Origin of the sequence: Arthrobacter sp. KNU-44 (genome assembly GCF_051843155.1) — a bacterium.
Classification (GTDB): domain Bacteria; phylum Actinomycetota; class Actinomycetes; order Actinomycetales; family Micrococcaceae; genus Arthrobacter.
On record NZ_JBPXNG010000002.1, the window covers coordinates 1,113,956 to 1,138,964 of the forward strand.

A 25,009-nucleotide genomic window follows, 5' to 3' on the forward strand; every position below is an offset into this window, starting at 1 on the left:
TCAGGCTAGCTGTCGGCGGGTACATCGGCGATCTTGTTGGTGACCCAGCTGTGGAACGCCTCGATGTGATGCTCGCTCGGTACCAGGACGCCGCCCTTGGCGTAGATCTTGGAACCCATCGCTGGCTGGCAGCGTTCGCAGGCGTCGAAGTCCTGCTGGTTGACCCGGTGGAAGAGCTCTACCGATGCGCTCACGTCCTTTCCGGATTCCACCACGCTAGGCAGGTACAGCCAGTCGCATTCGACGATCGTGTGGTCGGCGGCCAGCGGGAACATGCGGTGGATAATGACATGGTCCGGGACCAGGTTGACGAAGACATTCGGCTTGATGGTCACTGCGTAATACCGGCGGTCCTGGTCATCGCCCACTCCGGGAATTCGATCCAAGCCTTCGGAACCGTCAATCGTGAAGCCCTTGATGTCGTCACCGAACTCGGCGCCGTGGCCCACGAAATACTGCGCCGCCAGCCCGTCGGCGAACTCGGGCAGGACTTCGGTGAGTTCGGGGTGGATCGTGGCGCAGTGGTAGCACTCCATGAAGTTTTCGATGATGAGCTTCCAGTTGGCCTTGACGTCGTACTTGATGCGCCGGCCAAGGCTCAGGTTCGCGATGTCATAGTTGTCAACAGCCCGCAGGTCCCCGAGGCGTTCCTCGATCGCACCCATGACGTCTTCTTCGAACGACGGCGGCTCATCCGCGAGGCAGACCCAGACGTAGCCCATGTATTCGCGGACGTGGACCTTGACCAGTCCGTATTCGTTGCGGTCAATATCCGGCATTTTGGTGAGGTTCGGCGCCGCGATGAGCTTTCCCTCAAGATCGTAGGTCCAGGCGTGATAGGGGCACTGGAACGAGCGGTTGGCTTCGCCGGATTCCTCCATGCACAGCTTCACGCCCCGGTGCCGGCAGATGTTGTAGAACGCGCGGATTTCCCCCTTGCGGGTGCGGTTGATGAGCACGCTCTCGCGGCCGATCTGAACCGTTTTGAAGGAGCCGGCCTTTTCCAGGTCCGCGGTCCGCACTGCGCAGAACCACATTTGTTCGAAGATGTGCTCTTGCTCGGCGCGGAAGATGTCTTCACTGACATAAGTGTGGCCGGGGAGAGTTGGGATCAGGCTGGGGGAAACAACTTCAGTAGTCATACTGACTCCTATCCAGTGATGAAAGCGGTGGGGCTTGAGGGGTGTCTAAGGGGTTGCCAGGACGGGCGGGGCGTTGCGGGCGTTGAGTTGCCGGCGCCATCGGGTGAACAGACGCGGCTGGTTCACACCCAGAACGCCCACCGGTTCTTCGCCCCGGTAGTACACGGCCAGGAAACTGTGGTTCTCGAGCTGCCCCGCCTCGATCTCGACGCGCTCTGCGTCACGCGCGTGGCCGGCGAACTGGAGCGTCACTCCGTACTGTTCAGACCAGAAGTACGGCAGGTTGAGCGGTTGGGGTGCTGCTGAGTGATCCAAGAGCCCGGTCACGGCAAGGGCGGCACGTTCCTGGGCGCCGCTCCAATGCTCCACGCGGTGGTGCCGCCCGCCGCGTTCGTCGAACCAGGCCGCACAGTCTCCCACGGCAACCACGCCGGGGACGTTGGTCCGGCCCATTGAGTCGCACATGACACCGTCGTCGATCGCCAACCCCGAACCGGCCAGCCAACCGACATTGGGGACCGCACCGATTCCGAGGAGTACGACGTCGGCGGAGCGGTACTGTCCGTTGCTGAGCCGGACACCGGTCACATTTCCTTCGTAGCTGTAATACGAGTCGATTCCCGTGTCACAAATCAGCTCCACTCCATTGATCCCGTGGAGCGTGGCCATGACGGCAGCCATCTCCGGACCGAGCGGAGCGCTAAGCGGCACTTCGGTGTTGCAGATAATGGTTACGTCCATTCCCAAGCCCTTGGCTGTCGATGCGACTTCCGCTCCGATAAAGCCTGCACCCACAACCAACAGGCGGCTGCCGGCAACGAGTTCCGGCGCCAGATCCTGCGCATCCTGGAGTGTCCGCAGCGTAAACACGTTGGACAGGCCCGCTAGTTCAGGCAGTGTGCGGGCTGAAGCTCCTGTGGCAATCACGACGCCGTCAGCCACCAGGGTGCGTCCGTCGCCTAGTGTGAGGGTCCTGGTGGCGGCGTGAAAGCTTCGTGCCGGCGAGCCCAGCAGCCATTCGGCCTGGAGCGGGTCATCTGCTCCCGCCTCCCCAGCTTCCAACATGACGTGCTTGACACCGATCTTTCCTGCCAGGAACTCCTTGGACAGGGGCGGGCGGTCATACGGCCGCTGTTGCTCATCGCCAATGATGAGCAACCGGCCGGAAAAACCCTGCGCCCGGGCAGCGCGGGCGGCGGAAAGACCCGCCAGTGATGCACCCACGATCGCCAATGTCTCCATGGCTTCCTCCTCGCAGAGCCGTTCGGAAGTTTATTGCGCAATACGCAACAAACTTCATTATGCGAAAAAGCGTGACGGACTTCACATCGCGTGTCAAGGAATCCGCGCAAGAAATTAAACCCCTTGACAAGGCGCTGTGAGGTCAATCACTCTGTTGCGTATTGTGGTCAGCGTTGATCATGAGACAACCGCCCGACAGGTTTCGGTCAGCCCGGTGAAAGAAGGTTCGTGAGATGCACAGTGCTTGCCCGCTTAGCTCGTTGGCTCCGGGGGACGCGATTCGACTCGAGACCTCTCCGCCCATTGCCGTATTCCACACCGAAGAGGGCGAACTCTTCGCCCTCGACGACACTTGCACCCACCAAGACGCCTCACTCGCCGACGGCTGGGTAGAGGACTGCTGGGTCGAGTGCCCCCTTCATGCTTCAAAGTTCAACCTGCGCACGGGAGCCGCCGACGCGCCTCCCGCGAAATTGCCCATCAGGGTCCACGAAGTCCTGGTAGTGGACGGCCAGATCATGGTCAAAGAATCCGAAGACGCCCCCAACCTCCCACCCGGGTTGACCGTCGACGGCCACGTCTAGGGTCCGGCGAGCCCCAAACTTCCACATCTCTTAATTCAGGAGCTTCCCGCATGTCCACAACACCCCGTGTCGTCATCATCGGAGCCGGCATCGTCGGCGCCAATCTCGCGGATGAGCTGTCCACCCGCGGCTGGACCAACATCACAGTGGTCGAGCAGGGACCGTTGACGTTGGCGGGCGGCTCAACTTCGCACGCCCCCGGCCTCGTGTTCCAGACCAACGCTTCCAAGGCCATGACCCAATTCGCGTCCTACACCGTGGACAAGCTGCTCTCGCTCAGCGAATCCGGTGTGTCCTGCTTCAACCAGGTGGGCGGCCTCGAAGTGGCAACCACTCCGGAGCGCTTGGAGGACCTCAAGCGCAAGCTGGGCTACACGGCGTCGTGGGGTGTCGAAGGCCGGCTCATCGATCCGGACGAGTGCGCCAAGCACTACCCCCTGCTCAACCAGGAAAAGGTCCTCGGCGGTCTCTACGTCCCCACCGACGGCCTGGCTTCCGCGGCCCGCGCCGTCGGCCTGCTCATCGCCAAGGCGAGCGCCGCAGGGGTCACGTTCCGCGGTTCCACTCCCGTCACCGGAATTGAACAGTCCGGAGGCAAAGTCACCGGCGTCGAAACGCCCGACGGCGTGATCCCGGCTGACATCGTAGTTTCCTGCGCCGGGTTCTGGGGACCCAGGATCGGAGCCATGGTGGGCATGTCCGTGCCGCTCCTCCCCCTCGCCCACCAGTACGTCAAGACCACCTCCGTGCCTGAGCTCGTGGGCCGGAACGATGCCTCGCGGCTGCTTGACCCGGGCAACGGCGCCTGGATGCCCATCCTCCGCCACCAGGACAAGGACCTCTATTACCGCGAGCACGGGGACCGGATAGGCATCGGCTCCTACGCCCACAAGCCCATGCCCGTGGACCTCCGGGAGCTGCCCGAGGTTGCCGCCGGAGACATGTCCGAGCACCGGATGCCGTCCCGCTTGCCGTTCACGGAAGAAGACTTCCTGCCGTGCTGGGAAGACTCCAAGGAACTCCTTCCTGCACTCGCCGGCGCCCGGATTGCCGATGGCTTCAACGGGATCTTCTCGTTCACCCCCGACGGCGGTCCCCTCGTCGGCGAGTCCAAGGATGTTGAAGGGTTCTTCGTGGCCGAGGCCGTCTGGGTGACACACTCTGCCGGCGTGGCCCGAGCCCTGGCGGAACGCCTCATCGAAGGCCAGGCCCGCATCCCGCTCCACGAATGCGAGGTCTCCCGGTTCGAGGAAATCCAGACTGCGGAGAGCTACGTCAGCGAAACCTCGCAACAGAACTTCGTCGAGATCTACGATGTCCTGCACCCGCTGCAGCCGAGGATCTCTCCGCGCGAGCTGCGCTTGAGCCCGTTCAATGCCCGGCAGAAGGAGCTCGGGGCATTTTTCCTCGAAGCCCAGGGTTGGGAGCGCCCGCACTGGTTCGAGGCCAACCGCGGCCTACTGGAAGTGCTCCCCGAAGAATGGCGTGCGCCGGAGCGCGAGCCCTGGGCCGGGATGTTCCACTCCCCCATTTCCGCCGCCGAAGCGTGGAAGACGCGCACCGCCGTCGCGCTCTATGACATGACGCCGCTCAAGCGGCTGGAGGTTTCCGGCCCGGGCGCCGTAACCCTCTTGCAGCGCCTCAGCGCCGGGAAAGTCGACAAGAAGCCGGGTGCGGTGACGTACTGCCTGCTCCTCAACGACGACGGCGGCATCCGCAGCGACATCACTGTGGCCCGGCTGGATCAGACGACGTTCCAGGTGGGCGCGAACGGCAACATCGACTTCGACTACTTCACCACCGAGGCCCGCAAGCAGACTGCCGGGGACGTCACCCAGTGGGTCCAGGTCCGCGACATCACCGGCTCCACATGTTGTGTGGGGCTTTGGGGACCGCTGGCCCGCGAGGTCATCGCCAAGGTCAGCGATGACGACTTCAGCAACGACGGTTTGAAGTACTTCCGCACCAAAAAGGTCCGGATCGGCGGGATCCCGGTCACCGCGATGCGGCTCTCCTACGTAGGCGAGTTGGGCTGGGAGCTGTACACGACGGCGGAAAACGGCCAAAGGCTCTGGGACTTGTTGTTCGAGGCCGGCCAGGAGCAGGGCATCATCGCGGCCGGCCGCGGCGCGTTCAACAGCCTGCGCCTTGAGAAGGGCTACCGGCTATGGGGTACCGACGTGACCCCGGAACACGAGCCCTTCCAGTCCGGCCTTGGCTTCTCCGTCGGCAAGGACAAGGAAGGATACGTCGGCGCCGAGGCCCTCAAAGCCCGCCGCGAACTGCCCGTCAACCGGCGCCTGCGTTGCCTGACCGTCGACGACGGCACGTCCGTCGTGTTGGGCAAGGAACCTGTCTATTACCGGGGAGAGCCTTCCGGCTACGTCACAAGCGCCGCCTACGGCTACACCGTCCGGAAGCCCATCGCCTACGCTTGGCTGCCCGCCGAGGCGGGCGAGGGTGACGCCGTCGAGATCGAATACTTCGGCAAACGGATCCCGGCCACCATCTCCCCGGATCCCCTCGTGGATCCAACCATGGAAAAGCTGCGCGGCTGACACCGCTCCCGGCTACCGGACACAGCAATGGGGATCACTTCAAAGGAGTTCAAGTAATGGCCAACGAAAAGTTTGATTACGTCATTGTGGGTGGGGGCAGCGCCGGATCGGTGCTGGCGGAGAGGTTGAGCGCCGACCGCACCAAGACCGTCCTGGTCCTGGAGGCTGGCCGCAGCGACTACCCCTGGGACCTGTTCATCCAAATGCCCGCAGCACTCACGTTCCCCAGCGGGAACAGGTTCTACGACTGGCGCTACCAATCCGACCCCGAGCCGCACATGCACGGACGCCGGATCGCCCACACCCGCGGCAAGGTTTTGGGAGGATCGAGTTCCATCAACGGCATGATCTTCCAGCGCGGCAACCCTTTGGACTACGAACGCTGGGGAGCCGACGCCGGGATGGAAACCTGGGACTTCGCCCACTGCCTCCCGTACTTCAACCGTATGGAGACCGCCCTCGCCGCGGATCCCGACGATGAGCTGCGAGGACACAACGGACCGTTGGTCCTTGAACGCGGCCCGGCGCGCAATCCCCTCTTCCAGGCTTTCTTCCGCGCCGCCCAACAAGCCGGATTCGCGCGGACCAACGATGTCAACGGGTACCGGCAGGAGGGCTTCGGGCCCTTCGACCGCAATGTGCACAAGGGCCAGCGGCTCTCCGCGTCGCGTGCCTACTTGCGGCCACACCTGGACCGGCCCAACCTCACCGTAAGGACCCGGGCCCTCGTATCGAAAATCAACTTCGACGGCATCGGAACTTCCGAGGTCAGGGCCACGGGCGTCAGCTACCGACGCAACGGCAAGCAGCACAGCGTGGACGCCCAGGAAGTCGTCCTGTGCGGAGGAGCCATCAACACCCCGCAGCTCCTGCAGTTGTCCGGCGTCGGGGACTCCACGCACCTCAAGTCCCTGGGCATCAAGCCTGTAGTTGACCTCCCCGGCGTCGGCGAAAACCTGCAGGATCACCTGGAGGTCTACATCCAGCACGCCTGCACCCAGCCGGTGTCCATGCAGCCAAGCCTGAGCCTGTGGCGCTATCCGTGGATCGGCCTGCAGTGGCTATTCGGGCGCAAGGGGCCTGCGGCCACCAACCACTTCGAAGGGGGCGGGTTCGTCCGCTCCAACGAGGACGTTGCCTACCCCAACCTGATGTTCCACTTCCTCCCGGTGGCCGTCCGCTACGACGGCCAGAAGGCCGATGCCAAGCATGGCTACCAAGTGCACATCGGGCCCATGTATTCCGATGCCCGCGGCAGCCTGAAGATCACCTCAACGGATCCAACCGCCCACCCGTCCATGAAGTTCAACTACCTTTCCACGGAGCAGGACCGGCGCGAGTGGGTGGAAGCCATCCGGATTTCCCGGAACATCCTGGAGCAGTCTGCCATGGCGCCTTTCAATGGCGGCGAGCTCTCCCCCGGCCCCGCCGTCCAGACCGACGAGGAAATCCTCGACTGGGTAGCCCGCGACGCCGAAACCGCCCTGCACCCATCCTGCACAGCCAAGATGGGCCCGGCCACCGATCCCATGGCCGTGGTGGACCCGCTCAGCATGCGGGTGCACGGCACATCGGGCCTGCGGGTGGCTGACGCTTCGGCAATGCCCTACGTGACCAACGGAAACATCTACGCGCCGGTCATGATGCTGGCCGAGAAAGCTGCGGACTTGATCCAGGGCCGCAAACCCCTCGCTCCGATCGCCGCCGAGTTCTACCGGCACGGCACGGTTCAGGGTGCGGGCGGGCCGGTTCGGGACAGTCTAAGCCAGCCCGAGGCCACTTCGGCAAGGAACTAAGGAGCGGCATGAACAGCCCACAACTTTCACAGATCCACACGGTGCGTGGCAGCTACGTCGGCGGCGGGTGGCAGCAGTCCAGCGGAGGCATCCGGAGCATCAGCTGCCCGGCGGACGGTACGCACGTTGCCGACGTCGCGGAGTGCACCCCGGCCGATGCCGAGGCCGCTGTGGCGAGCGCCCGGAAGGCGTTCGACGACGGCGGCTGGCCGAACACGCCGGAACTGGAACGCGGCACGATCCTGCTCCGCGTGGCCGAGCTGCTGCTGCGGGACAAGGCCGCATACGCCGCGGCCGAAGCCCTCGATACCGGCAAGCGCCTTGTCGAAGCCGAATACGACATCGACGACGTCATAGCCTGCTTCCGCTACTACGGCAGCGTGGCAGGCACGGACGCGGGCCGCGTGATCGATACCGGCCGTCCCGGCGCCATCAGCAGGGTCGTCCATGCACCGGTGGGCGTCTGCGGCCTCATCACGCCGTGGAACTATCCGCTCCTGCAGGCTTCGTGGAAGGTTGCACCGGCACTGCTTGCCGGGAACACCTTTGTCCTCAAGCCCAGTGAGTTGACGCCTTCGACATCCGTCCTGCTCATGGACACCCTGCGGGAAGCAGGCGTGCCCGACGGCGTCGCGAACCTCGTGACGGGAACGGGACCGGAAGTGGGGGCTGTGCTCAGTTCGGATCCCCGGGTCGACCTGGTCTCCTTCACCGGCGGACTGGAAACCGGCAAGCGGATCATGGTGGCTGCTGCGCAGACGGTCAAGCGCGTGGCCCTCGAGCTTGGCGGCAAGAACCCGAACGTGGTCTTCGCCGACGCCGACCGGGAGGCCGCGATCGACAACGCCTTGACGGCCGTCTTCCTTAATTCGGGCCAGGTTTGCTCTGCCGGGGCCCGGCTCATTGTCGAAGAATCCATTCACGACGAGTTCGTGGCCGAAGTGGTCCACCGTGCACGCCGGATCCGGCTGGGCGGCCCCTTTGACCAGGAAGCCCAGACCGGTCCGCTGATCTCCACGGCCCACCGGGACAAGGTCCACGCCTACGTGCAGGCCGGGGTCGCGGAGGGCGCCCGGCTGCTGTGCGGGGGCGTCATTCCGGACAGCCCGGAGCTGGCTGGTGGCAGTTTCTACCCGCCCACCGTGTTGGACGGCTGCAAGACCTCGATGCGCGTGGTCCAGGAGGAATCCTTTGGCCCCGTCATGACGGTGGAAACGTTCACCACCGAGGAAGAAGCTATCCGACTGGCCAACGACACGGTCTACGGGCTCGCCGGAGCAGTGTGGACGGCGGACGCTTCGAAGGCCCAGCGAGTTTCCGAAGCATTGCGCCACGGGACGGTCTGGATCAACGACTACCACCCGTACGTTCCGCAGGCCGAATGGGGCGGCTTCGGACAGTCCGGCAACGGCCGCGAATTGGGGCTCGCGGGCTTGGCCGAATACCGGGAAACAAAGCACATCTGGCAAAACATCAGCCCCGGGCCCAGCCATTGGTTCGAGCCGCCACAGGCAGGAGTACAGCAATGAGCAGTCCTGACATATCAGTGCGCAACCTCTGGAAGGTCTTCGGACCCGGAGGTGAGAAGATCCCCAAGGATCCCGAACTCTCGGCGTTGAGCTCCGCCGAATTGCTTGAACGTACCGGCTGCAATGCTGCCGTGCGGGACATGAACTTCGACGTCGCGAAGGGCGAGGTGTTCGTCGTCATGGGCCTGTCCGGATCCGGAAAGTCCACCCTGATCCGGTGCCTCACCCGGCTGATCGAACCGACGTCGGGAAGTGTCCTCGTGGACGGCAAGGACGTAACGCAGGCAGGAACCACTGAGCTTCGGGAGCTGCGCCGGCGGAAAATGTCCATGGTCTTCCAGCATTTCGGCCTCCTGCCGCACCGAACCGTGTTGGACAATGTGTCCTACGGGTTGCAGGTCCGCGGCGCCGCCAAGAACGAGCGCTACGCCAGGTCCCGCGAAATCATCGACCTCGTGGGACTCACGGGATACGAGCAGCATTTCCCTGACCAACTCTCCGGTGGAATGCAGCAGCGCGTCGGATTGGGTCGCGCTTTGGCAGGCGATCCGGACACCATCCTCTTTGACGAACCCTTCTCGGCTCTGGACCCGCTCATCCGACGCGACATGCAGGCGGAAGTCATCCGGCTGCACAAAGAGATGGGCAAGACGATGGTGTTCGTCACCCACGACCTTTCGGAAGCGCTCAAACTCGGGGACCGCATCCTGATCATGCGGAACGGGGAGACGGTCCAATGCGGCACAGGCGATGATCTCGTCGGATCGCCTGCGGACAAGTACATTGCCGACTTCGTCTCCGAAGTACCGCGCGCGGATGTCCTGACGCTCAAGTGGATCACCGATCCTGTGGCTTTGGGCACTCCCGGGGATGCTCCTGTCCTGAGTGCAGGCATGATCATCCGCGACGCAATTCCCACCGTCATGAACTCATCGTGTCCTATCCTGGTGGAAGACTCCGGCAAGATCACCGGCCAGATCGACCGCGACAGCATCTTGTCGGTCATCCGCAGCACGGAAGTTGCGGCGTGATGTCCACTCTCGTTCGCGATCGCGCCCCGGTTCAGACCGGTCACGTTTCCGTCCGCCCACCGCGCAAACGGCTCAGCCGCCGCACCCTGCTTCTGGTCGGGGCCGGCGTCGTCTGGCTTGTTGGATACCTGATCCTCCACGGCACCGCGACACTCACGCTGCCGGCGTCGGAGCTGACTGACCTCCACCGCTCGCTCAACCAATTCAATGCCTGGGTGGCCGCGAACCGTGCGGACAATCCAGTCTTCCAATACGTCTTCACTCCCCTCCGGGCCGCCGTGGACGCGGTCGCAAACCTGTTCATCGGTATTTTCGCCGCCAGCTCCACCGGGCTTCGCCTGCCGGAAATCGGCTGGCTGGGAACCGTCGCGTTGCTCAGCTGGATCGCTTTCGCGGTGGGCAACGCCCGGGTAGCCTTGCTGACCACGGCGGCCTTCGTGTTCTTCGGCCTCCAGGGGCTGTTTGTTGAAGCGGCTTACACCTTCGCCCTCGTCCTCACAGCCGTGCTGTTCAGCCTCCTGATCGGACTTCCGCTCGGAGTCTTGGCCGGGATCTCCGGGAGGGTCTCCCAAGTAATCACTCCGGTCCTCGACTTCATGCAAATCCTCCCCACGTTCGTCTATCTGGCACCTTTGGCCCTCATCTTCCTGATCGGCCCTGCCTCCGCGGTAATCGCCACGGTGATCTACGCGGTGCCTCCGCTCATCCGGCTGACCGCGCACGGAATCCGGAACATCCCGGAAAACACCAGGGAAGCATCCGACTCCTTGGGCACCACGGGGTTGCAGCGACTGCTGACCCTCCAACTCCCTTTGGCACGGCGCACCATTGTGATGGGGATCAATCAAAGCACCATGGCTGCTTTGTCGATGGTTACCATCGCAGCGCTGATCGCGGCTCCGGGGCTGGGACAAGTGGTTGTGCGTGCCCTGCAATCACTCGACGTCGGGACAGCAGTCAACGCCGGCCTGTCGATTGTCCTCTTGGCCATCGTGCTGGACCGGGTCACCACGGCTGCCAGCCGCCGGGCCGAACCCGGGGCAGCCCGCAAGCGCCGTATATCGCGGAGAAGCAGATACATCCTGCTCGCCGTCAGCCTTCTTGTTGCCCTAGTCATGGTCCAGCTCTCCCGCACGATGCTCTGGGCCGCGGCCTTTCCGAAGAACCTCAACTTTGGCCCGGACATCGTCAGCGGAGTAAGTGCCGCGAGCGAATGGCTGCAGACGAATCTCTCCCTTTTTACAGTGTCCTTCCGCGAGGCGCTGACCAACGGAATCCTCAACCCGTTCCAATCCCTTCTGGCCGAGACCCCCTTCTACCTCCTGGTCGCGGTTGTCCTCATTGCGGCTTGCGCACTCGGCGGTTGGAAGCTGGCATTGGTCACGGCCTCATGCCTGGGCGTCATCATTTACCTGGGCCTGTGGAGCGATGCCATGGTCACCCTCGCCAGCACCCTTGTTGCCACGGCCGTGGTCATGGTGCTGGGCATCGTCTTCGGTGTGGCGATGGGCAGGTCCAGCAAGGTGGACCAGATGATGCGGCCCATGCTGGATGCGGGCCAGACTATGCCCGCCTTTGTCTATTTGGTTCCGTTCCTAGGCCTCTTCGGCGCAACCAGGTTCACTGCGATCGTCGCCGGCATCATCTACGCTGCGCCTGTGGCCATCAAGATCACGGCCGACGGAATCGCAGCGATCTCCCCCACCGTCATGGAGGCTGCGGTATCCAGCGGCTCCACGCCCTGGCAGGTCATCACCAAGGTCCAACTCCCGATGGCCAGGAAATCCCTGGCCCTCGCAGCCAACCAAGGCCTGATCTATGTCCTCGCCATGGTTGTGGTCGGTGCGCTCGTGGGCGCAGGTGGCCTCGGGTATGACGTCGTCGCCGGCTTTGTCCAAAGCTCGCTGTTCGGCAAGGGCCTTGCCGCCGGCCTGGCCATCGTCTTCCTCGGCATCCTGCTGGACCGCATGACCCAGGCCGCCGCAGCCGACCCCGTCCGTGAAATCCGCTCAGCAAAATCGAGCGCGCACTAATTCCTCACCGCTTACCCCCCAACAAGGAGACCCCAACCATGAGTAGAACCAGACAGCTTTTGAAACGAACAATTCCCGTATTGGCCGGAACCGTTACTGCAGCCCTCTTGCTTGCTGGCTGCGGAGGCGCTTCCGTGAACCAAGCGGCAGCCGCAGGCTCCTCGAATACGCCCTGTGGAACCGTCAATGTCGCCCTCAACGCGTGGGTCGGCTACACGGCAAATGCGGCCGTCTATAGCTACATCGCGCAGAACAAGCTCGGTTGCACAGTAGTCCAGAAGGACCTGTCGGAGCAGATTTCCTGGCAAGGCTTTGGTTCCGGTGAAGTCGATGTGATCCTTGAGAACTGGGGTCACGCGGACCTCACGAAGCAGTACATCACGGACCAAAAAGTAGCGGTGGACGCCGGCCCCACGGGCAATGAAGGGCACATCGGCTGGTACGTACCACCATGGATGGCCCAGAAATACCCGGACATCCTGGACAGCAAAAACCTGAACAAATACGCGTCCATCCTTGCCACCTCCGAATCCGGCGGCAAGGGCCAGGTGCTGGACGGCGACCCGGCGTTCGTGACCAACGATGAAGCCCTCGTCAAGAACCTTGGCCTCGACTACAAAGTGGTCTTCTCCGGTTCGGAAGCAGCCCTGATCCAGTCCTTCCGTACGGCGGAGAAGAACAAGACACCGCTGCTGGGCTACTTCTACGAACCGCAATGGTTCCTTTCCGAGGTCCCCCTCAAGAAGGTCAGCCTGCCCGCCTACACCCCGGGCTGCGATGCCGACGCCGAGAAGGTGGCCTGTGACTACCCCGATTACAAACTGAACAAAGTGATGGCCAAAAAGTTCGCGGACAGCGGTTCTCCCGCCGCGAAACTGCTCAAGGCCTTCTCATGGACCAACGCGGACCAGAACTCCGTAGCAACGGACATCCAGGGCGGCATGAAGCCCGATGCCGCTGCCAAGAAATGGGTGGATGCCCACCCTGATGTGGTGGCCGCCTGGCTCAAATAGTCTTTCTCCCGGTCTCACCTTGAAGCTCCCCGGATCCTTGGATCCGGGGAGCTTCTTTGTGCTTTCCGGGACACCCCCTCACTCATTTCACGCAACATCGTTGCTGCTGACGCACCCCACCTTCGCCACACTCCCCAACTGACTCGCATTTGTTGTCGTTTAGCCCCCAGAAAACGACAACAAGTGCGAGTCAGTTGGGCGGAAACCGGAGACCCTTGACGGTGATGCACAACACATCTATTCTGGTGCAACAGCGTTGCGTTGAATGCAACCCCAAAATTCTTGGTGGATTCATGAAAAACGAAACATCCTCCGTGGCAGCAATCCCGGGAAGCGCTCATGCCGGATCCAAAGGCGGATCCGGCGAGCTTCCCGATGCGACAGCCATCCCGGGCGGCCCGTCAAAGCCAGCCGGCAACCACACGGTCAGCAAGGACACCCGCCGCCGCGTCATCACTGCAAGCTTCATCGGCAACTTCGTCGAATGGTTCGACTACGCCGTCTACGGCTACCTTGCCGGCATTATCTCGACTGTCTTCTTCCCCGCATCGGACCGGCAGACCGCCCTGCTCGCCACGTTTGGCGTCTTTGCCGTCTCCTTCTTTGTCCGTCCACTGGGCGGATTCATATGGGGCCACATCGGTGACCGGCTCGGACGGAAACAGGCACTCTCGCTGTCGATCGTGCTTATGTCCGTGGCAACGTTCTGCATCGCCCTGATCCCCGGCTACAACACCATCGGCGTCATGGCACCAGTCCTCCTGCTGCTCGTCCGCGTTGTCCAGGGCTTCTCGGCAGCAGGCGAATACGCAGGCGCCTCAGCCTTCCTGGTGGAATATGCGCCGGCCAATCGGCGCGGACTCTATGCCGCCGTCGTACCTGCCAGTACAGCGGCAGGCCTGCTGCTCGGTTCCCTCCTTGCGGCACTGCTCAGCTCAGTGCTGAGCGCCGAGCAGCTCGGCGAATGGGGCTGGCGCCTGCCCTTCCTCCTGGCCGCCCCGATGGGCCTGATCGGCCGCTACATCCGCACCAAACTCGAGGACACACCGGCATTCCGCGAAATGGCCGCGAAAGACACCGCGGTCAAGGCGCCGGCCTTCGCGATGTTCAAGACGTACCGCAAGCAGCTCATCATCGCGACGGGCGCCGTGCTGCTCAACGCCGTCGGCTTCTACGTGATCCTCAGCTACATGCCCACGTACCTTTCCGAGGAGCTTCACTTCGGTGCAGCCGAATCGTTCCTGGCCACCACCATTGCCCTCCTCAGCTACATCGGATTCATTTTCTTGACGGGGATCGCATCGGACAAGTTCGGCCGCAAGCGCATGCTCATCACTGCTTCCGTACTGTTCGTGGTGCTGACTGTTCCGGCGTTCATGCTCCTCGACACCGGTAACTTCCTGGTCATTGTCCTGGTGCAGATTCTGTTGGGCGCAATGCTCACGCTCAACGACGGCACCCTGCCCAGTTTCCTTGCCGAGCTCTTCCCCACGAGGGTCCGCTACAGCGGCTTCGCCGTCAGCTTCAATCTCTCCAACGCCCTATTTGGCGGTACCGCCCCATTCATGGCAACCCTCCTGATCGGCCTGACCCACAACCAACTGGCCCCCGGCTGGTACCTCGTGGCGGCCGCCGTCATCTCCCTCATCGCGGTCCTCTTCGCTGTGGAGACTTCCAAGAAGCCCCTGCAGCAGGACTGAAACAACCCACCCATTGAAAGGAACACCACCCATGACCATCACCGAGAATGAAGCCGTAAGCGACGTCACCAAGCTTGAGCGCCTCAAGGTCCTCAACAACGGAGAGAAGGTCTCCCTGACCTTCTCCGACGCAGAGTTTGAACGACGCCTTGCCGGTCTTCGCCGGATCATGGCCGAGAAGGAACTGGACGCCGTTGTCCTGACCAGCTATCACTCCATCAAGTACTACTCCGACTTCCTGTTCACCTACTTCGGCCGCTCGTACGCCATGGTGGTCACGGCCGACGACACCGTCACTGTCACCGCCAACATCGACGCCGGTATGCCGTGGCGCCGCAGCTACGGGGAAAACCTCGTCTACACGGACTGGCGCCGGGACAACTACATCTTCGGCATCCAGGAAGTGCTGCGCACCCGCGGGATCAACGTCCGGCGCCTGGGTGTCGAGGACGATTCCCTTCCGCTGGACAACCGCAACAAGATCCAGGCCGCCTTCTCCGGCGCGACGCTTGTGGACGTGGCCCAGGCCGCGATGCGCCAGCGCATGATCAAGTCTTCCGAGGAAATCGAGGTCATCAAGCACGGCGCCCGGATCGGCGACCTCGGCGGCGAGGCCATTCGCAACGCCATCACGGCCGGAATCACCGAATACGAGGTGGCCCTGATCGGCACGGAAGCCATGGTCCACGAGATCGCACGGACGTTCCCCGACTCCGAGATCCGCGACACCTGGGTCTGGTTCCAGTCCGGCATCAACACGGACGGCGCCCACAACTGGGCAACCACCCGCAAGATCCAGGAACACGACATCCTGTCGCTGAACTGCTTCCCCATGACCTCGGGCTACTACACGGCCCTGGAGCGCACCTTGTTCTACGGCGAACCCGATGCCCGCTCCCTGGAACTGTGGAACATCAACGTGGAGGTGCACAAGCGCGGACTGGAACTCATCAAGCCCGGCGCCGTCTGCAAGGACATCGCCGCAGAACTCAACGAAATCTACGTTTCGCATGGACTGCTCGCCAACCGCACCTTCGGCTACGGACACTCCTTCGGGGTCCTCTCGCACTACTACGGCCGCGAAGCCGGACTGGAGTTGCGCGAAGACATCGACACCGTTCTGGAGCCAGGAATGGTGGTCTCCATGGAACCGATGATCACGGTCCTCGACGGCCAGCCGGGTGCCGGCGGTTACCGTGAGCACGACATCCTGGTGGTCGGTGAAGACGGTGCCGAGAACATCACCAAGTTCCCGTTCGGCCCGGAATACAACATCATCGGCGCCTGACACCCACCTCCAATGGACATGCCCGGCCTTGCGCCCGAGCAGTGGACATATGACTCATATGCTCATTGCTCTAAGCGAAGGCTGGGCATGTCCCAATAAAAAGAGCCATATAGTGACCATCATGACCCCAGCAGAACAGCGTGCAGAACAGCGTGCAACCACGAGCGAAACCCCGGCCAACGGCGACTCCAAGGGCGCTTCGGTACTCGAGAACGCCATCGCCGTGCTCCGCAGCTTCACCGCCGACGAGCCCTTGCTGGGCGTCACCGAGATCGCCGGCAGGATCGGCTTGCACAAGAGCACCGTGTCCCGGATCCTGGCAACCTTCGAACAAGAACACCTGGTGGAACGCGACCCCGAATCCCGACGATTCCGGCTGGGCCTGGGGATGATCGCCCTTGCCGGCCCGCTCCTTGCCGAGCTGGAAGAGCGCCGGGTTGCCTATCCCGTGCTGCGCGAACTGAGCGAACGGACGGGCGAGACGAGCGCCCTCATGGTGTGGAACGGGAGCGAATCCATGTGCGTGGAGCAAATCGCCAGCCGTCACCAGGTCAAGCACCTCGCTCCGTTGGGTGCCCGCTATAACGAGGCGCTCAGCTCCTCGGTGCAGGTCTTCCTTGCCGCCGAAGACGCCGACCGCGTGCGCAAGCTCCTGCGCAGCGGCTCCATCACATTGCCCGGCCTCGACGACGAAGCACTCGAGGCCTACCTGCTCAGGCTCCGGGATTCTGTGGAGCGGGGCTGGGCCTTCAATTTCGGCGAAACGTCCATCGAAGAAGTCGGCGTTGCCTCCCCCGTCTTTGACCTCCGTGGAGACATCGTTGCCTCCGTCCTGATCCCGGCGCCAAAGTTCCGGGTCTCGCAGGACACGCTCGCCAGCCTCGGCGAGGCATGCCAGGATGCGGCCCGCAAAATCACCACGCGCCTGGGCGGCCGCGCCCCGCACTAACTCCCAAGTAATCCCCACCGCGACCCTCGCCTCGCAAGTCCCCACCGGCTCCCAGCCTTCGCAAGCTCAGGCAGGGGCCCACGCCGGTGGGGCCCCACGGCCAGGGAACCCTGGCGGTGTGGGCCCACGCAGTTGTCGTTATGAGCCGCCATAACCAAGCGGTTAGCCCGCGACGACGGCGAGCGCCTCCTCGACAGTGTCTACCAGGAAGATTCGGCCCTCCATGACTTTCCCCGCAGCGAGGCTCTGCAACATGGGCCACGCGGGATACTTGTGCTCCCAGTGGTCACGCCCCACGAGCACCATGGGCGTGACGGTTTCCGGGGCGCCGTAGAAGTTCTCGCACGCGTCCTGGAAGATTTCCTGCACGGTGCCGGCGGAGCCTGGAAGGAAGAGGATTCCGCCGTTGCATAGCTCGAGCAGGATCGCTTCGCGCATGGAGTTGGCGAAGTACTTGGCGATGTGGGTGGCGAAGAGGTTGGGCGGCTCGTGCCCGTAAAACCAGGTGGGAATGCCCAGTGACATCGTCCCGCTCGGGTGGTGCCCGACGACGGCGGCCGCCGCCCGCGCCCAGGCCGTCACCGAGGGGCGGAAACCCGGCACCGCCGCGAGTGACTTCAGCGCGGCGGCGAATTCGGCGTCGGGCAGTCCGCTCAAGTAGGCGCCCAAATTGGCAGCTTCCATGGCCCCCGGGCCTCCCCCGGTGGCTACCGTGAATCCGGACAGCGCCAAGAGCCGGCCCAGCCGCGCCGCGTCCTCGAACTCCTGTGTTCCGCGTTGCGCGACGTGCCCGCCCATGACTCCCACGATCTTGTTCCCCGCGAAATCCCCGTTGCCCAGGAGTTCGTCCAGGGCGTCCCCGATGGCGTGGTCGTGCAGTGCGGCGGCGAGGGTGGCGTCCAGGCTGGTCCGCTGCCCCGGCATGATGCTCCAGTGGTAGACCTGGGCATCCAGGGTGGCTTCGTACTCCGTGGAGTCAATGTCCTCGTATAGCTCGGCGGCGCTGTAGAGGCTGCCCCGATACGGGTTGAACGGCACGCCGCGCAGCTTGGGAAAGATGAGTGCGCCGCGGCTCCGCAGGGAGTCCTCCACGCCGTCGTCGAAGGTACAGCCCAGGAAGATGGCACCTTGGGGGTCGAGCCTCTCCAGGTCCGCGCGTCGGCCTCGCAAGTCCAGCGACTGGGCGTGCCATCCGTGCATCGTTGCGGCCCCGGAGCCCAGAAGCCTGTCGAAATGGGCGACGCTCTCAATGTCGAGTGTGCGGGGACTAGGAGTCAGGGCGCGGGACGGATTCATGGCATCAGCGTATGCCCGCGGTTCCCGTTGCGCAGGAGCCGACCGACCAGTGCATCATGGAGCATGCAGACTTCCGAACAGCAAAGCAGCTTAAGGCCCCGGATCGGCATACCTGTCCGCCTCAGCGGCTCCGAAACCGCGGATCCTCGCGTGGGAGAGGCGAACGAACTCTTCGACTTCATCGTCGAACTAGTGCGCGACGCCGGCGCGGAGCCCGTGCTGCTGGACGCTTCCTTTACCGACGAAGCCGGTCCGCTGGCCGCCGAGCTCCGTTCCCTTAACGGGGTCCTGCTGCCCGGCGGCGGAGACCTGGATCCGCGACTCTATGGTGAAGAAGCAACTGATGCCTGCTACGACGTCAACCCGGACCAGGATCGCCTTGACTTGGCGGTCGCCCGGGGATCGCTCGACGCCGGTTTGCCCACCCTCGGCATCTGCCGCGGCCACCAGCTCCTCAATGTGGTCTATGGCGGGACGCTCATCCAGGACATGCACCCATCGCTAGTGGAGCACAACGGCCTGACCCCGGCGGAAGGTGGACTCAGCGCCTGGGCGTGGCACGACGTCGAACTTTCACCGGATTCCAAAGTGGCCGGACTCTATGGTTCACGGAACTCGGTGCGGATCGCCTCAGGGCATCACCAGGCTGTGGCCCGGGTAGGCGATGGCTTGGTGGTGACGGCGGTCGCCGAGGACGGGACCGTGGAGGCCCTCGAGGATCCGCAGCGCTGGGTGGCATCCGTGCAATGGCATCCCGAGGCCTCGCAGCTGCCTGAGGAGGAACGGCTCGCGCCGTTCAAGGCATTCGTGGAGGTCTGCAGGACGCTGCGTCCTGTGGGGTGATCGAGCGGCCGGTCCGCCTGCCGGAATCAATTTCCCGCGCCCGTGAACCTGACCGCTCCGGAATTCGTCTCATCAATGTGGCAAGCACCTTCGAGCGCCACCGGACACGAGAAGCGGGGAACCAATCATGAGAAACAGCCCCAAAGCCACGATGGTCATCGTAGGAGCGGCCGCCCTGATCGCCGTGAGCGGTTGCGGGGCGTCCGGAACCGGCTACCAGGGCTCATCGTCGAGCCCACCTGCCGCCGCGTCTTCGACTGCTCCGCCGTCCGGGACCTCGCAATCGCTCACCATCACCATCAAGGACTTCGGCTATCAAGGACCCGTCTCGGTCAGCCCGGGCGCCAAAATCACCGTGAAGAACGAGGACGTCCAGGCCCACACGGTCACCTCTGACGATGGAAAGGCCTTCGACGCGGCCGTCGACGGCGGGGGCGGAACAGCCCAGTTCACCGCGCCCACCACACCGGGCAGCTACCCCTACCACTGCACCTACCACTCCAATATGCACGGAACCCTGGTTGTGAAATGAGAACAGTGAAATGAGCACCCGTGAAGCGGCCCGCCGCAAGCCGATGAGCCGCAGGCCCAAGGACATCCTGTTGCGGCTGCTTGTGGCGGCAGCCTTGGTCGTCGACGCCGTGGTGCACTTCGATCTTGCCTCCGGCTACCAATTGGGTGCCCCTGGCGGAATCGGGGAAGGCAACCTGTTCCGGATTGAGGCCGTCGCTGCAGTTCTCGTTGGCCTTTATGTCCTGGTCCGGGGCAGTCGGCCGGCCTACGCGGCCGCGGTGGTCGTCGCTGGAAGCGCCTTCCTAGCCGTCATCCTCTACCGCTATGTCGACATACCTGCCATAGGTCCACTCCCGTCTATGTACGAGCCCGTATGGTTTTTCGAGAAGTCCCTCAGCGCAGTCGCCGAGGGACTGGGTGCCGTTCTGGCGGGCGTCGGCTACTTCCGGCAACGCGGCAGCGCCCGCCGACGCTGAAAGCGCCCGACGCCGGAAGACGCACCGGCCGCCGAAAGGCGTCCGCCGGTGGCCTGCCCGCGCATGGTTCTGATGTCTGGACATGTTCCAAACCAGGTCCCAAACAACACCCCTGAAACGCCGCAATAAACGCGCTTCCGGCACCCTTGACCCGCACAATGCTCCTGCTATCATCAGTAAAGCAGTATGTCCTATCAAGCGAACATGAGCGGACATGCTTGCAACTTCCGGGACAGTCCCGGAATGCGAGGGAGCATGCAATGGCGAATCAACTTGGCCTCACTATCGACCGTTCTTCCCCTGTGCCTTTGTACCACCAGGTCGTCCAGGGCATCGAGGCAGCCATCCACAGCGGAGTGCTGGAGCCCGGCAGCCGTTTGGACAACGAGATAGACCTCGCCGCCCAGCTCAACCTGTCCCGGCCCACTATGCGCAAGGCCATGGACGAACTCGTCCGCTCGGGCCTGTTGGTCCGGAAGCGGGGCGTCGGAACACAGGTGGTGTCAAGCCAGGTCCGCCGTCCCCTGGAGCTTTCCAGCCTTTACGACGACCTGAGCAACAACGGCAAGAAGCCCACAACGCAGGTCCTCAGCTTCTCGCACATGGAGGCCGACGCAGCCACCCTGACCGCCCTCCAGCTTCCGGCCGGCTCCAAGGTCTACCACTTCACCCGCCTGCGCAAGGTGGGCGGTAAGCCCTTGGCGCTGATGGAGAACTGGGTCCGCGACGACATCACCACCATGGACGAGTCCATGCTCCAGGCAGAGGGCCTCTACGCCATCCTTCGCCGCGGCGGAGTCAACTTCCGCCTCGCCTCGCAACGGATCGGCGCAATGATCGCCAATGACTTCCAGGCACCGCTCTTGGAGGCAGAAGTCGGTTCGGCTTTGGTCACCATGGAGCGCACCGCCGTCGACGACACCGGGCGCATGGTGGAGACCGGCCACCACGTGTATCGGGCCGATTCCTACAGCTTTGAAATGACACTCGTACAGCGCTAACGCAAGGACATAACTTCATGGCCAACTGGGTCTATCCACTGGGAACCGCCAACGACGGCGATTGGGACATCTCGCTCGGAACCTCCGATTCCGCGTTGGCTGTGGACGGTTGGGCCCATACTGGGCTCAAGGTCGCCACGCTCGCCGCGGGCGCCGCCGTCGTACTCCCCGCCGCAGCTGAAGAGCGGATCATCGTGCCGCTCAACGGCGCCTTCACGGTGACGGTCGACGACGTCGAGTATCCCCTTGCGGGGCGGGCGTCGGTTTTCCATGGCCCCAGCGATGTCCTGTATTCCGGCACGAATGCTGCCGTCACCATCAGTTCGCCCGACGGCGGCCGCGTCGCCGTTGCCACTGCCCCGGCCAACGCGTCGTACCCCACCAGGCTAGTGACCGCCGCGGAAACCCCGGTTGAGCTGCGCGGAGCAGGCAATTGCTCCCGCCAGGTCCACAACTTCGGCACCCCAGCGGCCCTTGAGGCGGATCGTTTCATCGTCTGCGAAGTACTCACCCCTGCGGGCAACTGGTCCTCCTATCCCCCGCACAAGCATGACGAGGAAAAGGACGGCGAAACGCAGCTCGAGGAGATCTACTACTTCGAGACCCGGGTGGCTGAAGGCTCGGGCGCCCCTGAAGACGCCGACGCGATTGGCTTCCAGCGCGTCTACGCCTCCGATGAGCGCCCGATCGATGTGGCCGCGGAAGTTCGCACGGGCGACGTCGTCCTTGTTCCCTACGGCTGGCACGGCCCCGCCATGGCCGCTCCCGGCTACGATTTGTACTACCTGAACGTCATGGCAGGCCCGGGACCCGTGCGCGAATGGCTCATCAGCGACGACCCCCACCACGGGTGGGTGCGGCAGAGCTGGGACGGACAGGACATCGACCCCCGCTTGCCGTTCGGCGCCTAAAGGAGTTCGTGCACCCAACTGACTAGCAGTTGTGGTCGTTCTGAGCCGTCAAAACGACAACAACTGCGTGGGCCCACGCCGCCAGGGTTCCCTGGCCGAGCTTGCGAGGCGAGGGTGGCGGTGGGGCCAGTTGGGGCCTGCAAGCACTCCAGGTTGCTAGGCCGTCACCAGCGCCACCCTGACCGGAACCCCGCTTGCCAGAGACTCCTGCGCGGCGTCGGCCACGCGGGAAGCCGCGACGGCGTCCTCGGGCGTGCACGGGTTCTCCCGTTTGCCCAGGACCAATTCAACGAAGGCCGCCATTTCGGAGCGATAGGCCTGGTCGAAGCGTTCGGCGAACGTCTTGTGGGGCTCTCCGGCTGGGAACGCTACGCCGGCCTCGGCTGATTCCATGGCTGTCTTGTCGTCCAGGCCGACCATGATGGAATGCTTGGAGCCTTGGATTTCGAGGCGGACGTCGTGCCCCGCACCGTTGTAACGCGTTGCTGACACCGTGCCGACCGTCCCGTCGTCGAACGTAATCAAAGCCAAGGCAGTGTCCACATCGCCCACCCCGCCGATGGCGGGATCACCGTTGTTGGAACCCTTGGCATAGACCTCCACGATCTCGCGGCCGGTCAGCCAGCGCAGGATGTCGAAGTCGTGGACGGAGCAATCGCGGAACAGCCCGCCGGACGTTGCCAGGAACTCCACGGGTGGCGGTGTCATATCGCAGGTCACGGCGCGCAGGGAGTGGATCCAGCCGAGCTCCCCCGCTTGGTAAGCGCGCTTGGCCTCGAGGTAACCGGCATCGAAGCGACGCTGGTGCCCGATCTGCACTACGCCATCGTTGGCACGGATATGTTCCAGGACAGGCAGCGAATCGGCCACATTCATGGCTACAGGCTTCTCGCAGAACACCGGGATACCGGCGTCCACTCCAGCGCGGATCAGTTCGGGGTGCGTGCCCGTTCCGGTCGCGATCACCAGCCCATCCACTCCGGAAGCGATCAAAGCCTCCACCGACGGCAGGAATTGAGCACCGAGACCGGCTGCCACCGTGCGGGCATGCTCTTCGGCCACATCCGTGGGCCGCAACTCCACGTTGATGCCCTGCGCATTCAGTTCCGCGTTGAGGCCGGCAATGTTGTTGGCGTGCATCACGCCGATCCGCCCTACTCCAACCAGCCCGAGAATGACGTCCTTCATAGTGCTACCTCCGTTGAAAAAGCTGAGCTGTTCCGGAACTCGGAGGCCTCAAGCGTGAACGCCCGGCGGAACGCCTCAAGCGCCTCCATGCTGTCTCCGCTGGCCCACGCTTCCATGCCGACGGTGCCTTCGTAGCCTGCAGCCCCGAGCGCCCGGGCCACGGCCGAGTAGTTGATTTCGCCGGTGCCGGGCTCGCAGCGGCCCGGGACGTCCGCCACCTGGATCTCGCCGATGTGCGGCAAGGCGGTGCGGACCAGCTCAATGAGGTTCCCCTCCCCCAATTGTGCGTGGTACAGGTCCAGCATCATCTTCACGTTGGGGTGTCCGGCCGCCTCCACGAGTGCCAAAGTGTCCTTCGCGCGGGCCAGCGGAATTCCGGGGTGGTCCAGCACAGTGTTGAGGTTTTCGAGGCAGAATGTCAGTCCGTGCTTTTCGCCGAGCGCGCCAAGGCGCTCCAGGGTCCGGACACCCGTGATCCACATACTCCCGTTGGACCGGTAGACGGGACGGGCCGCATTGCCGTCGATCAGCTCGGCCGAGTGCACCACCATGCGGCTGACGCCGAGTTCCAAAGCGGTCGGAATCAGCGTCTCGGCCGTCCTCACGACGTCATCGGCGGTGTCGGCGTCAACCAGGCTCCCGGAGGTGTACCCGGTCATGGAGGAAAAGACCGCGCCGCTCGACTTGAGTGCCGCAATGTCCTTGCTCCTCGAGTCCCAGAGTTCGACGTCGAATCCTGCCTCGTGGATCCGACGTACCCGATCGGTGAACGGCAGATCAGTGAAGACCATTTCCGCACAAACGGCCAAGCGCATCAGACACCGGCCTTGCTGTTGCTCGAAACGGCGGGTACCGCCACGGGTCCGCCTTGCTGGACCGATTCGATGCAGGCCAACGCCATCGCGAGGGCGCGGCGCGCATCCGCGGCTCCCGGGGTGAGGGTGAAAGCGCCCGACGGCGGCTGCGTGCCGTCGCGACGCGCGCGGACTGCCGCCGCGAAGTCCACGAGTTCGTCGGTGTAGGCGTCGCGGAACAGTTCCACGTTGAGCCTCGGAGTCTCGGCGGAAAGGCCCTCTGCGGTGTACCTCACGGCAGCCGTTTCAGTGGGCCGTCCGGCCTGGACCATGCCCTTGGAGCCGAAGACTTCGCCCCGGACGTCATAGCCGTAGAGTGCGCTGAAGTTGGCTTCCGCTACTGCCAAGGCTCCATTGCTGTAGCGGATGGTGACCACAGCGGTGTCCAGGAATCCCTGGTCACGCAGGCCCGGTTCCACCAGGGCGTCCGCGACGGCGTAGACCTCCACCGGCTCGGCGCCTTCGTTGAACCAGTTCAGGGTGTCGAAATCGTGGATGAGGGTTTCCAGGAAGATCGTCCAGGCCGGAACCCTGGCTGCGTGCCTGATACTCCCTGTGCCCGGGTCCCTCGTCAGCGAGCGCAAGAGCTGCGGCACTCCCACAATTCCCTCGGCCAAGTCCTTCTTGGCGGCCTGGAAGTCGGTGGCGTAGCGGCGGTTGAAGCCGATCTGGAAATGTACCCCTGCCGCTTCGACGGCGACCAGGGCGGCGTCGAGCTCTTCGAGGCTCTGCGCGGCAGGCTTCTCGCAAAACACGTGCTTGCCGGCGGCGGCGGCTTGGGCGATCAGGGAAGCGTGGAAGCGCGCCGGGCTGGCAATGATCACGGCGTCGATGTCCGGATCGGCCAGGATGTCCGCGGCGTCGGCCGTGACCTTCGCCGTACCAAGCTGGGCAGCCACCGACGCCGCAGAGTCCACGTTGGGATCGGCGACGGCGGCCAGGACCGCACCAGGAACCCTGCGGGCTATGCTTTCGCCGTGGAACGCTCCCATCCAGCCCGAGCCTATGAGGCCAAGCCGCACCGGCGTGGGGAGACTGGAGTGCTGTTCGATGTAGGCCATG

The 25,009-nt window shown here is 63.8% G+C and carries 21 protein-coding genes; 15 read left to right on the top strand and 6 right to left on the bottom strand.

Annotated elements, in window-relative coordinates:
* Nucleotides 1–5: 5 nt before the first annotated feature.
* Together ACSVHC_RS05930 and ACSVHC_RS05935 are read right to left on the bottom strand one after the other, a co-directional pair.
* Complete coding sequence (locus tag ACSVHC_RS05930; protein ID WP_437772650.1) at nucleotides 6–1,142, bottom strand: aromatic ring-hydroxylating oxygenase subunit alpha; 1,137 nt, start codon at nucleotides 1,140–1,142, stop codon at nucleotides 6–8.
* A gap of 45 nt (nucleotides 1,143–1,187) precedes the next feature.
* Entirely contained in the window at nucleotides 1,188–2,384 is a 1,197-nt protein-coding gene (locus ACSVHC_RS05935; protein ID WP_437772649.1) for an NAD(P)/FAD-dependent oxidoreductase, read from the bottom strand.
* Nucleotides 2,385–2,617: 233 nt separating this feature from the next.
* Between ACSVHC_RS05935 and ACSVHC_RS05940 the strand changes: the two genes are divergently transcribed.
* From ACSVHC_RS05940 to ACSVHC_RS05985, 10 genes are all read left to right on the top strand, one after another.
* Entirely contained in the window at nucleotides 2,618–2,968 is a 351-nt protein-coding gene (locus ACSVHC_RS05940; protein ID WP_078106204.1) for a bifunctional 3-phenylpropionate/cinnamic acid dioxygenase ferredoxin subunit, read from the top strand.
* Nucleotides 2,969–3,018: 50 nt separating this feature from the next.
* Entirely contained in the window at nucleotides 3,019–5,526 is a 2,508-nt protein-coding gene (locus ACSVHC_RS05945) for a GcvT family protein (RefSeq protein ID WP_437772648.1), read from the top strand.
* A gap of 56 nt (nucleotides 5,527–5,582) precedes the next feature.
* The gene (gene betA, locus ACSVHC_RS05950) at nucleotides 5,583–7,322 is read left to right on the top strand and encodes a choline dehydrogenase (RefSeq protein WP_437772647.1); all 1,740 of its coding nucleotides are present in this window, start codon (nucleotides 5,583–5,585) and stop codon (nucleotides 7,320–7,322) included.
* Nucleotides 7,323–7,330: 8 nt separating this feature from the next.
* Nucleotides 7,331–8,851: an aldehyde dehydrogenase family protein gene (locus ACSVHC_RS05955; protein WP_439180660.1), complete on the top strand. Its 1,521-nt coding sequence runs from the start codon at nucleotides 7,331–7,333 to the stop codon at nucleotides 8,849–8,851.
* Nucleotides 8,848–9,882 (top strand): quaternary amine ABC transporter ATP-binding protein, encoded by a 1,035-nt coding sequence (locus tag ACSVHC_RS05960; RefSeq protein ID WP_437772645.1) that lies wholly within the window; start codon nucleotides 8,848–8,850, stop codon nucleotides 9,880–9,882. Before ACSVHC_RS05955 ends, ACSVHC_RS05960 begins: the two co-directional genes overlap by 4 nt.
* On the top strand, nucleotides 9,882–11,915 hold the full coding sequence (locus tag ACSVHC_RS05965; protein ID WP_437772644.1) for an ABC transporter permease: 2,034 nt from the start codon (nucleotides 9,882–9,884) through the stop codon (nucleotides 11,913–11,915). Before ACSVHC_RS05960 ends, ACSVHC_RS05965 begins: the two co-directional genes overlap by 1 nt.
* Before the next feature lie 38 nt (nucleotides 11,916–11,953).
* Nucleotides 11,954–12,928, top strand: coding sequence for an ABC transporter substrate-binding protein (locus ACSVHC_RS05970; protein WP_437772643.1), 975 nt, complete (start codon nucleotides 11,954–11,956; stop codon nucleotides 12,926–12,928).
* 293 nt (nucleotides 12,929–13,221) lie between these two features.
* Entirely contained in the window at nucleotides 13,222–14,628 is a 1,407-nt protein-coding gene (locus ACSVHC_RS05975) for an MFS transporter (protein ID WP_437772642.1), read from the top strand.
* A gap of 31 nt (nucleotides 14,629–14,659) precedes the next feature.
* Nucleotides 14,660–15,916 carry an aminopeptidase P family protein gene (locus ACSVHC_RS05980; protein WP_437772641.1) on the top strand — a complete coding sequence of 419 codons (1,257 nt, stop codon included), beginning with the start codon at nucleotides 14,660–14,662 and terminating at the stop codon, nucleotides 15,914–15,916.
* 121 nt (nucleotides 15,917–16,037) lie between these two features.
* Nucleotides 16,038–16,865 (top strand): IclR family transcriptional regulator, encoded by an 828-nt coding sequence (locus ACSVHC_RS05985; RefSeq protein ID WP_437772640.1) that lies wholly within the window; start codon nucleotides 16,038–16,040, stop codon nucleotides 16,863–16,865.
* A 162-nt stretch (nucleotides 16,866–17,027) separates the two neighbouring features.
* Here ACSVHC_RS05985 and ACSVHC_RS05990 read toward each other — a convergent pair whose 3' ends face one another.
* Nucleotides 17,028–18,161, bottom strand: a complete 1,134-nt coding sequence (locus ACSVHC_RS05990) for an LOG family protein (protein WP_437772639.1) — start codon at nucleotides 18,159–18,161, stop codon at nucleotides 17,028–17,030.
* A 63-nt stretch (nucleotides 18,162–18,224) separates the two neighbouring features.
* On the opposite strand from ACSVHC_RS05990, the gene ACSVHC_RS05995 reads away from it, so the two are divergent.
* The 5 genes from ACSVHC_RS05995 to iolB all read left to right on the top strand — a co-directional run bounded on the left by ACSVHC_RS05995 (nucleotide 18,225) and on the right by iolB (nucleotide 21,905).
* Nucleotides 18,225–19,004 (top strand): gamma-glutamyl-gamma-aminobutyrate hydrolase family protein, encoded by a 780-nt coding sequence (locus tag ACSVHC_RS05995; protein ID WP_437772638.1) that lies wholly within the window; start codon nucleotides 18,225–18,227, stop codon nucleotides 19,002–19,004.
* A 127-nt stretch (nucleotides 19,005–19,131) separates the two neighbouring features.
* Nucleotides 19,132–19,536: a cupredoxin domain-containing protein gene (locus tag ACSVHC_RS06000; RefSeq protein ID WP_437772637.1), complete on the top strand. Its 405-nt coding sequence runs from the start codon at nucleotides 19,132–19,134 to the stop codon at nucleotides 19,534–19,536.
* 10 nt (nucleotides 19,537–19,546) lie between these two features.
* Complete coding sequence (locus ACSVHC_RS06005) at nucleotides 19,547–19,993, top strand: hypothetical protein (protein ID WP_437772636.1); 447 nt, start codon at nucleotides 19,547–19,549, stop codon at nucleotides 19,991–19,993.
* Nucleotides 19,994–20,253: 260 nt separating this feature from the next.
* Nucleotides 20,254–20,994 carry a GntR family transcriptional regulator gene (locus ACSVHC_RS06010; RefSeq protein ID WP_345447895.1) on the top strand — a complete coding sequence of 247 codons (741 nt, stop codon included), beginning with the start codon at nucleotides 20,254–20,256 and terminating at the stop codon, nucleotides 20,992–20,994.
* A 17-nt stretch (nucleotides 20,995–21,011) separates the two neighbouring features.
* Entirely contained in the window at nucleotides 21,012–21,905 is an 894-nt protein-coding gene (iolB, locus tag ACSVHC_RS06015) for a 5-deoxy-glucuronate isomerase (RefSeq protein ID WP_439180661.1), read from the top strand.
* Between the two features lie 156 nt (nucleotides 21,906–22,061).
* Here iolB and ACSVHC_RS06020 read toward each other — a convergent pair whose 3' ends face one another.
* The 3 genes from ACSVHC_RS06020 to ACSVHC_RS06030 are packed head-to-tail and all read right to left on the bottom strand — an operon-like array spanning nucleotide 22,062 to nucleotide 25,008.
* Nucleotides 22,062–23,093 (bottom strand): Gfo/Idh/MocA family oxidoreductase, encoded by a 1,032-nt coding sequence (locus ACSVHC_RS06020; RefSeq protein WP_439180662.1) that lies wholly within the window; start codon nucleotides 23,091–23,093, stop codon nucleotides 22,062–22,064.
* A complete protein-coding gene (locus ACSVHC_RS06025; protein WP_437772633.1) occupies nucleotides 23,090–23,908 on the bottom strand; it encodes a TIM barrel protein in 819 nt (272 codons plus the stop codon). The genes ACSVHC_RS06020 and ACSVHC_RS06025 overlap by 4 nt, the downstream gene beginning before the upstream one ends.
* Nucleotides 23,908–25,008 carry a Gfo/Idh/MocA family oxidoreductase gene (locus ACSVHC_RS06030; RefSeq protein WP_437772632.1) on the bottom strand — a complete coding sequence of 367 codons (1,101 nt, stop codon included), beginning with the start codon at nucleotides 25,006–25,008 and terminating at the stop codon, nucleotides 23,908–23,910. The genes ACSVHC_RS06025 and ACSVHC_RS06030 overlap by 1 nt, the downstream gene beginning before the upstream one ends.
* Nucleotide 25,009: the final 1 nt, after the last annotated feature.

What these genes read in the sequence shown, in the direction of transcription:
- ACSVHC_RS06005 (WP_437772636.1), top strand. Translation starts at nt 19,547, where the DNA reads ATGAGCACCCGTGAAGCGGCCCGCCGCAAGCCGATGAGCCGCAGGCCC.
- betA (WP_437772647.1), top strand. Translation starts at nt 5,583, where the DNA reads ATGGCCAACGAAAAGTTTGATTACGTCATTGTGGGTGGGGGCAGCGCC.
- ACSVHC_RS05985 (WP_437772640.1), top strand. Translation starts at nt 16,038, where the DNA reads ATGACCCCAGCAGAACAGCGTGCAGAACAGCGTGCAACCACGAGCGAA.
- iolB (WP_439180661.1), top strand. Translation starts at nt 21,012, where the DNA reads ATGGCCAACTGGGTCTATCCACTGGGAACCGCCAACGACGGCGATTGG.
- ACSVHC_RS05980 (WP_437772641.1), top strand. Translation starts at nt 14,660, where the DNA reads ATGACCATCACCGAGAATGAAGCCGTAAGCGACGTCACCAAGCTTGAG.
- ACSVHC_RS05970 (WP_437772643.1), top strand. Translation starts at nt 11,954, where the DNA reads ATGAGTAGAACCAGACAGCTTTTGAAACGAACAATTCCCGTATTGGCC.
- ACSVHC_RS06020 (WP_439180662.1), bottom strand. Translation starts at nt 23,093, where the DNA reads ATGAAGGACGTCATTCTCGGGCTGGTTGGAGTAGGGCGGATCGGCGTG.
- ACSVHC_RS06025 (WP_437772633.1), bottom strand. Translation starts at nt 23,908, where the DNA reads ATGCGCTTGGCCGTTTGTGCGGAAATGGTCTTCACTGATCTGCCGTTC.
- ACSVHC_RS05955 (WP_439180660.1), top strand. Translation starts at nt 7,331, where the DNA reads ATGAACAGCCCACAACTTTCACAGATCCACACGGTGCGTGGCAGCTAC.
- ACSVHC_RS05995 (WP_437772638.1), top strand. Translation starts at nt 18,225, where the DNA reads ATGCAGACTTCCGAACAGCAAAGCAGCTTAAGGCCCCGGATCGGCATA.
- ACSVHC_RS06010 (WP_345447895.1), top strand. Translation starts at nt 20,254, where the DNA reads ATGGCGAATCAACTTGGCCTCACTATCGACCGTTCTTCCCCTGTGCCT.
- ACSVHC_RS05990 (WP_437772639.1), bottom strand. Translation starts at nt 18,161, where the DNA reads ATGAATCCGTCCCGCGCCCTGACTCCTAGTCCCCGCACACTCGACATT.
- ACSVHC_RS05930 (WP_437772650.1), bottom strand. Translation starts at nt 1,142, where the DNA reads ATGACTACTGAAGTTGTTTCCCCCAGCCTGATCCCAACTCTCCCCGGC.
- ACSVHC_RS06030 (WP_437772632.1), bottom strand. Translation starts at nt 25,008, where the DNA reads ATGGCCTACATCGAACAGCACTCCAGTCTCCCCACGCCGGTGCGGCTT.
- ACSVHC_RS05975 (WP_437772642.1), top strand. Translation starts at nt 13,222, where the DNA reads ATGAAAAACGAAACATCCTCCGTGGCAGCAATCCCGGGAAGCGCTCAT.
- ACSVHC_RS05935 (WP_437772649.1), bottom strand. Translation starts at nt 2,384, where the DNA reads ATGGAGACATTGGCGATCGTGGGTGCATCACTGGCGGGTCTTTCCGCC.
- ACSVHC_RS05945 (WP_437772648.1), top strand. Translation starts at nt 3,019, where the DNA reads ATGTCCACAACACCCCGTGTCGTCATCATCGGAGCCGGCATCGTCGGC.
- ACSVHC_RS05965 (WP_437772644.1), top strand. Translation starts at nt 9,882, where the DNA reads ATGTCCACTCTCGTTCGCGATCGCGCCCCGGTTCAGACCGGTCACGTT.
- ACSVHC_RS05940 (WP_078106204.1), top strand. Translation starts at nt 2,618, where the DNA reads ATGCACAGTGCTTGCCCGCTTAGCTCGTTGGCTCCGGGGGACGCGATT.
- ACSVHC_RS06000 (WP_437772637.1), top strand. Translation starts at nt 19,132, where the DNA reads ATGAGAAACAGCCCCAAAGCCACGATGGTCATCGTAGGAGCGGCCGCC.
- ACSVHC_RS05960 (WP_437772645.1), top strand. Translation starts at nt 8,848, where the DNA reads ATGAGCAGTCCTGACATATCAGTGCGCAACCTCTGGAAGGTCTTCGGA.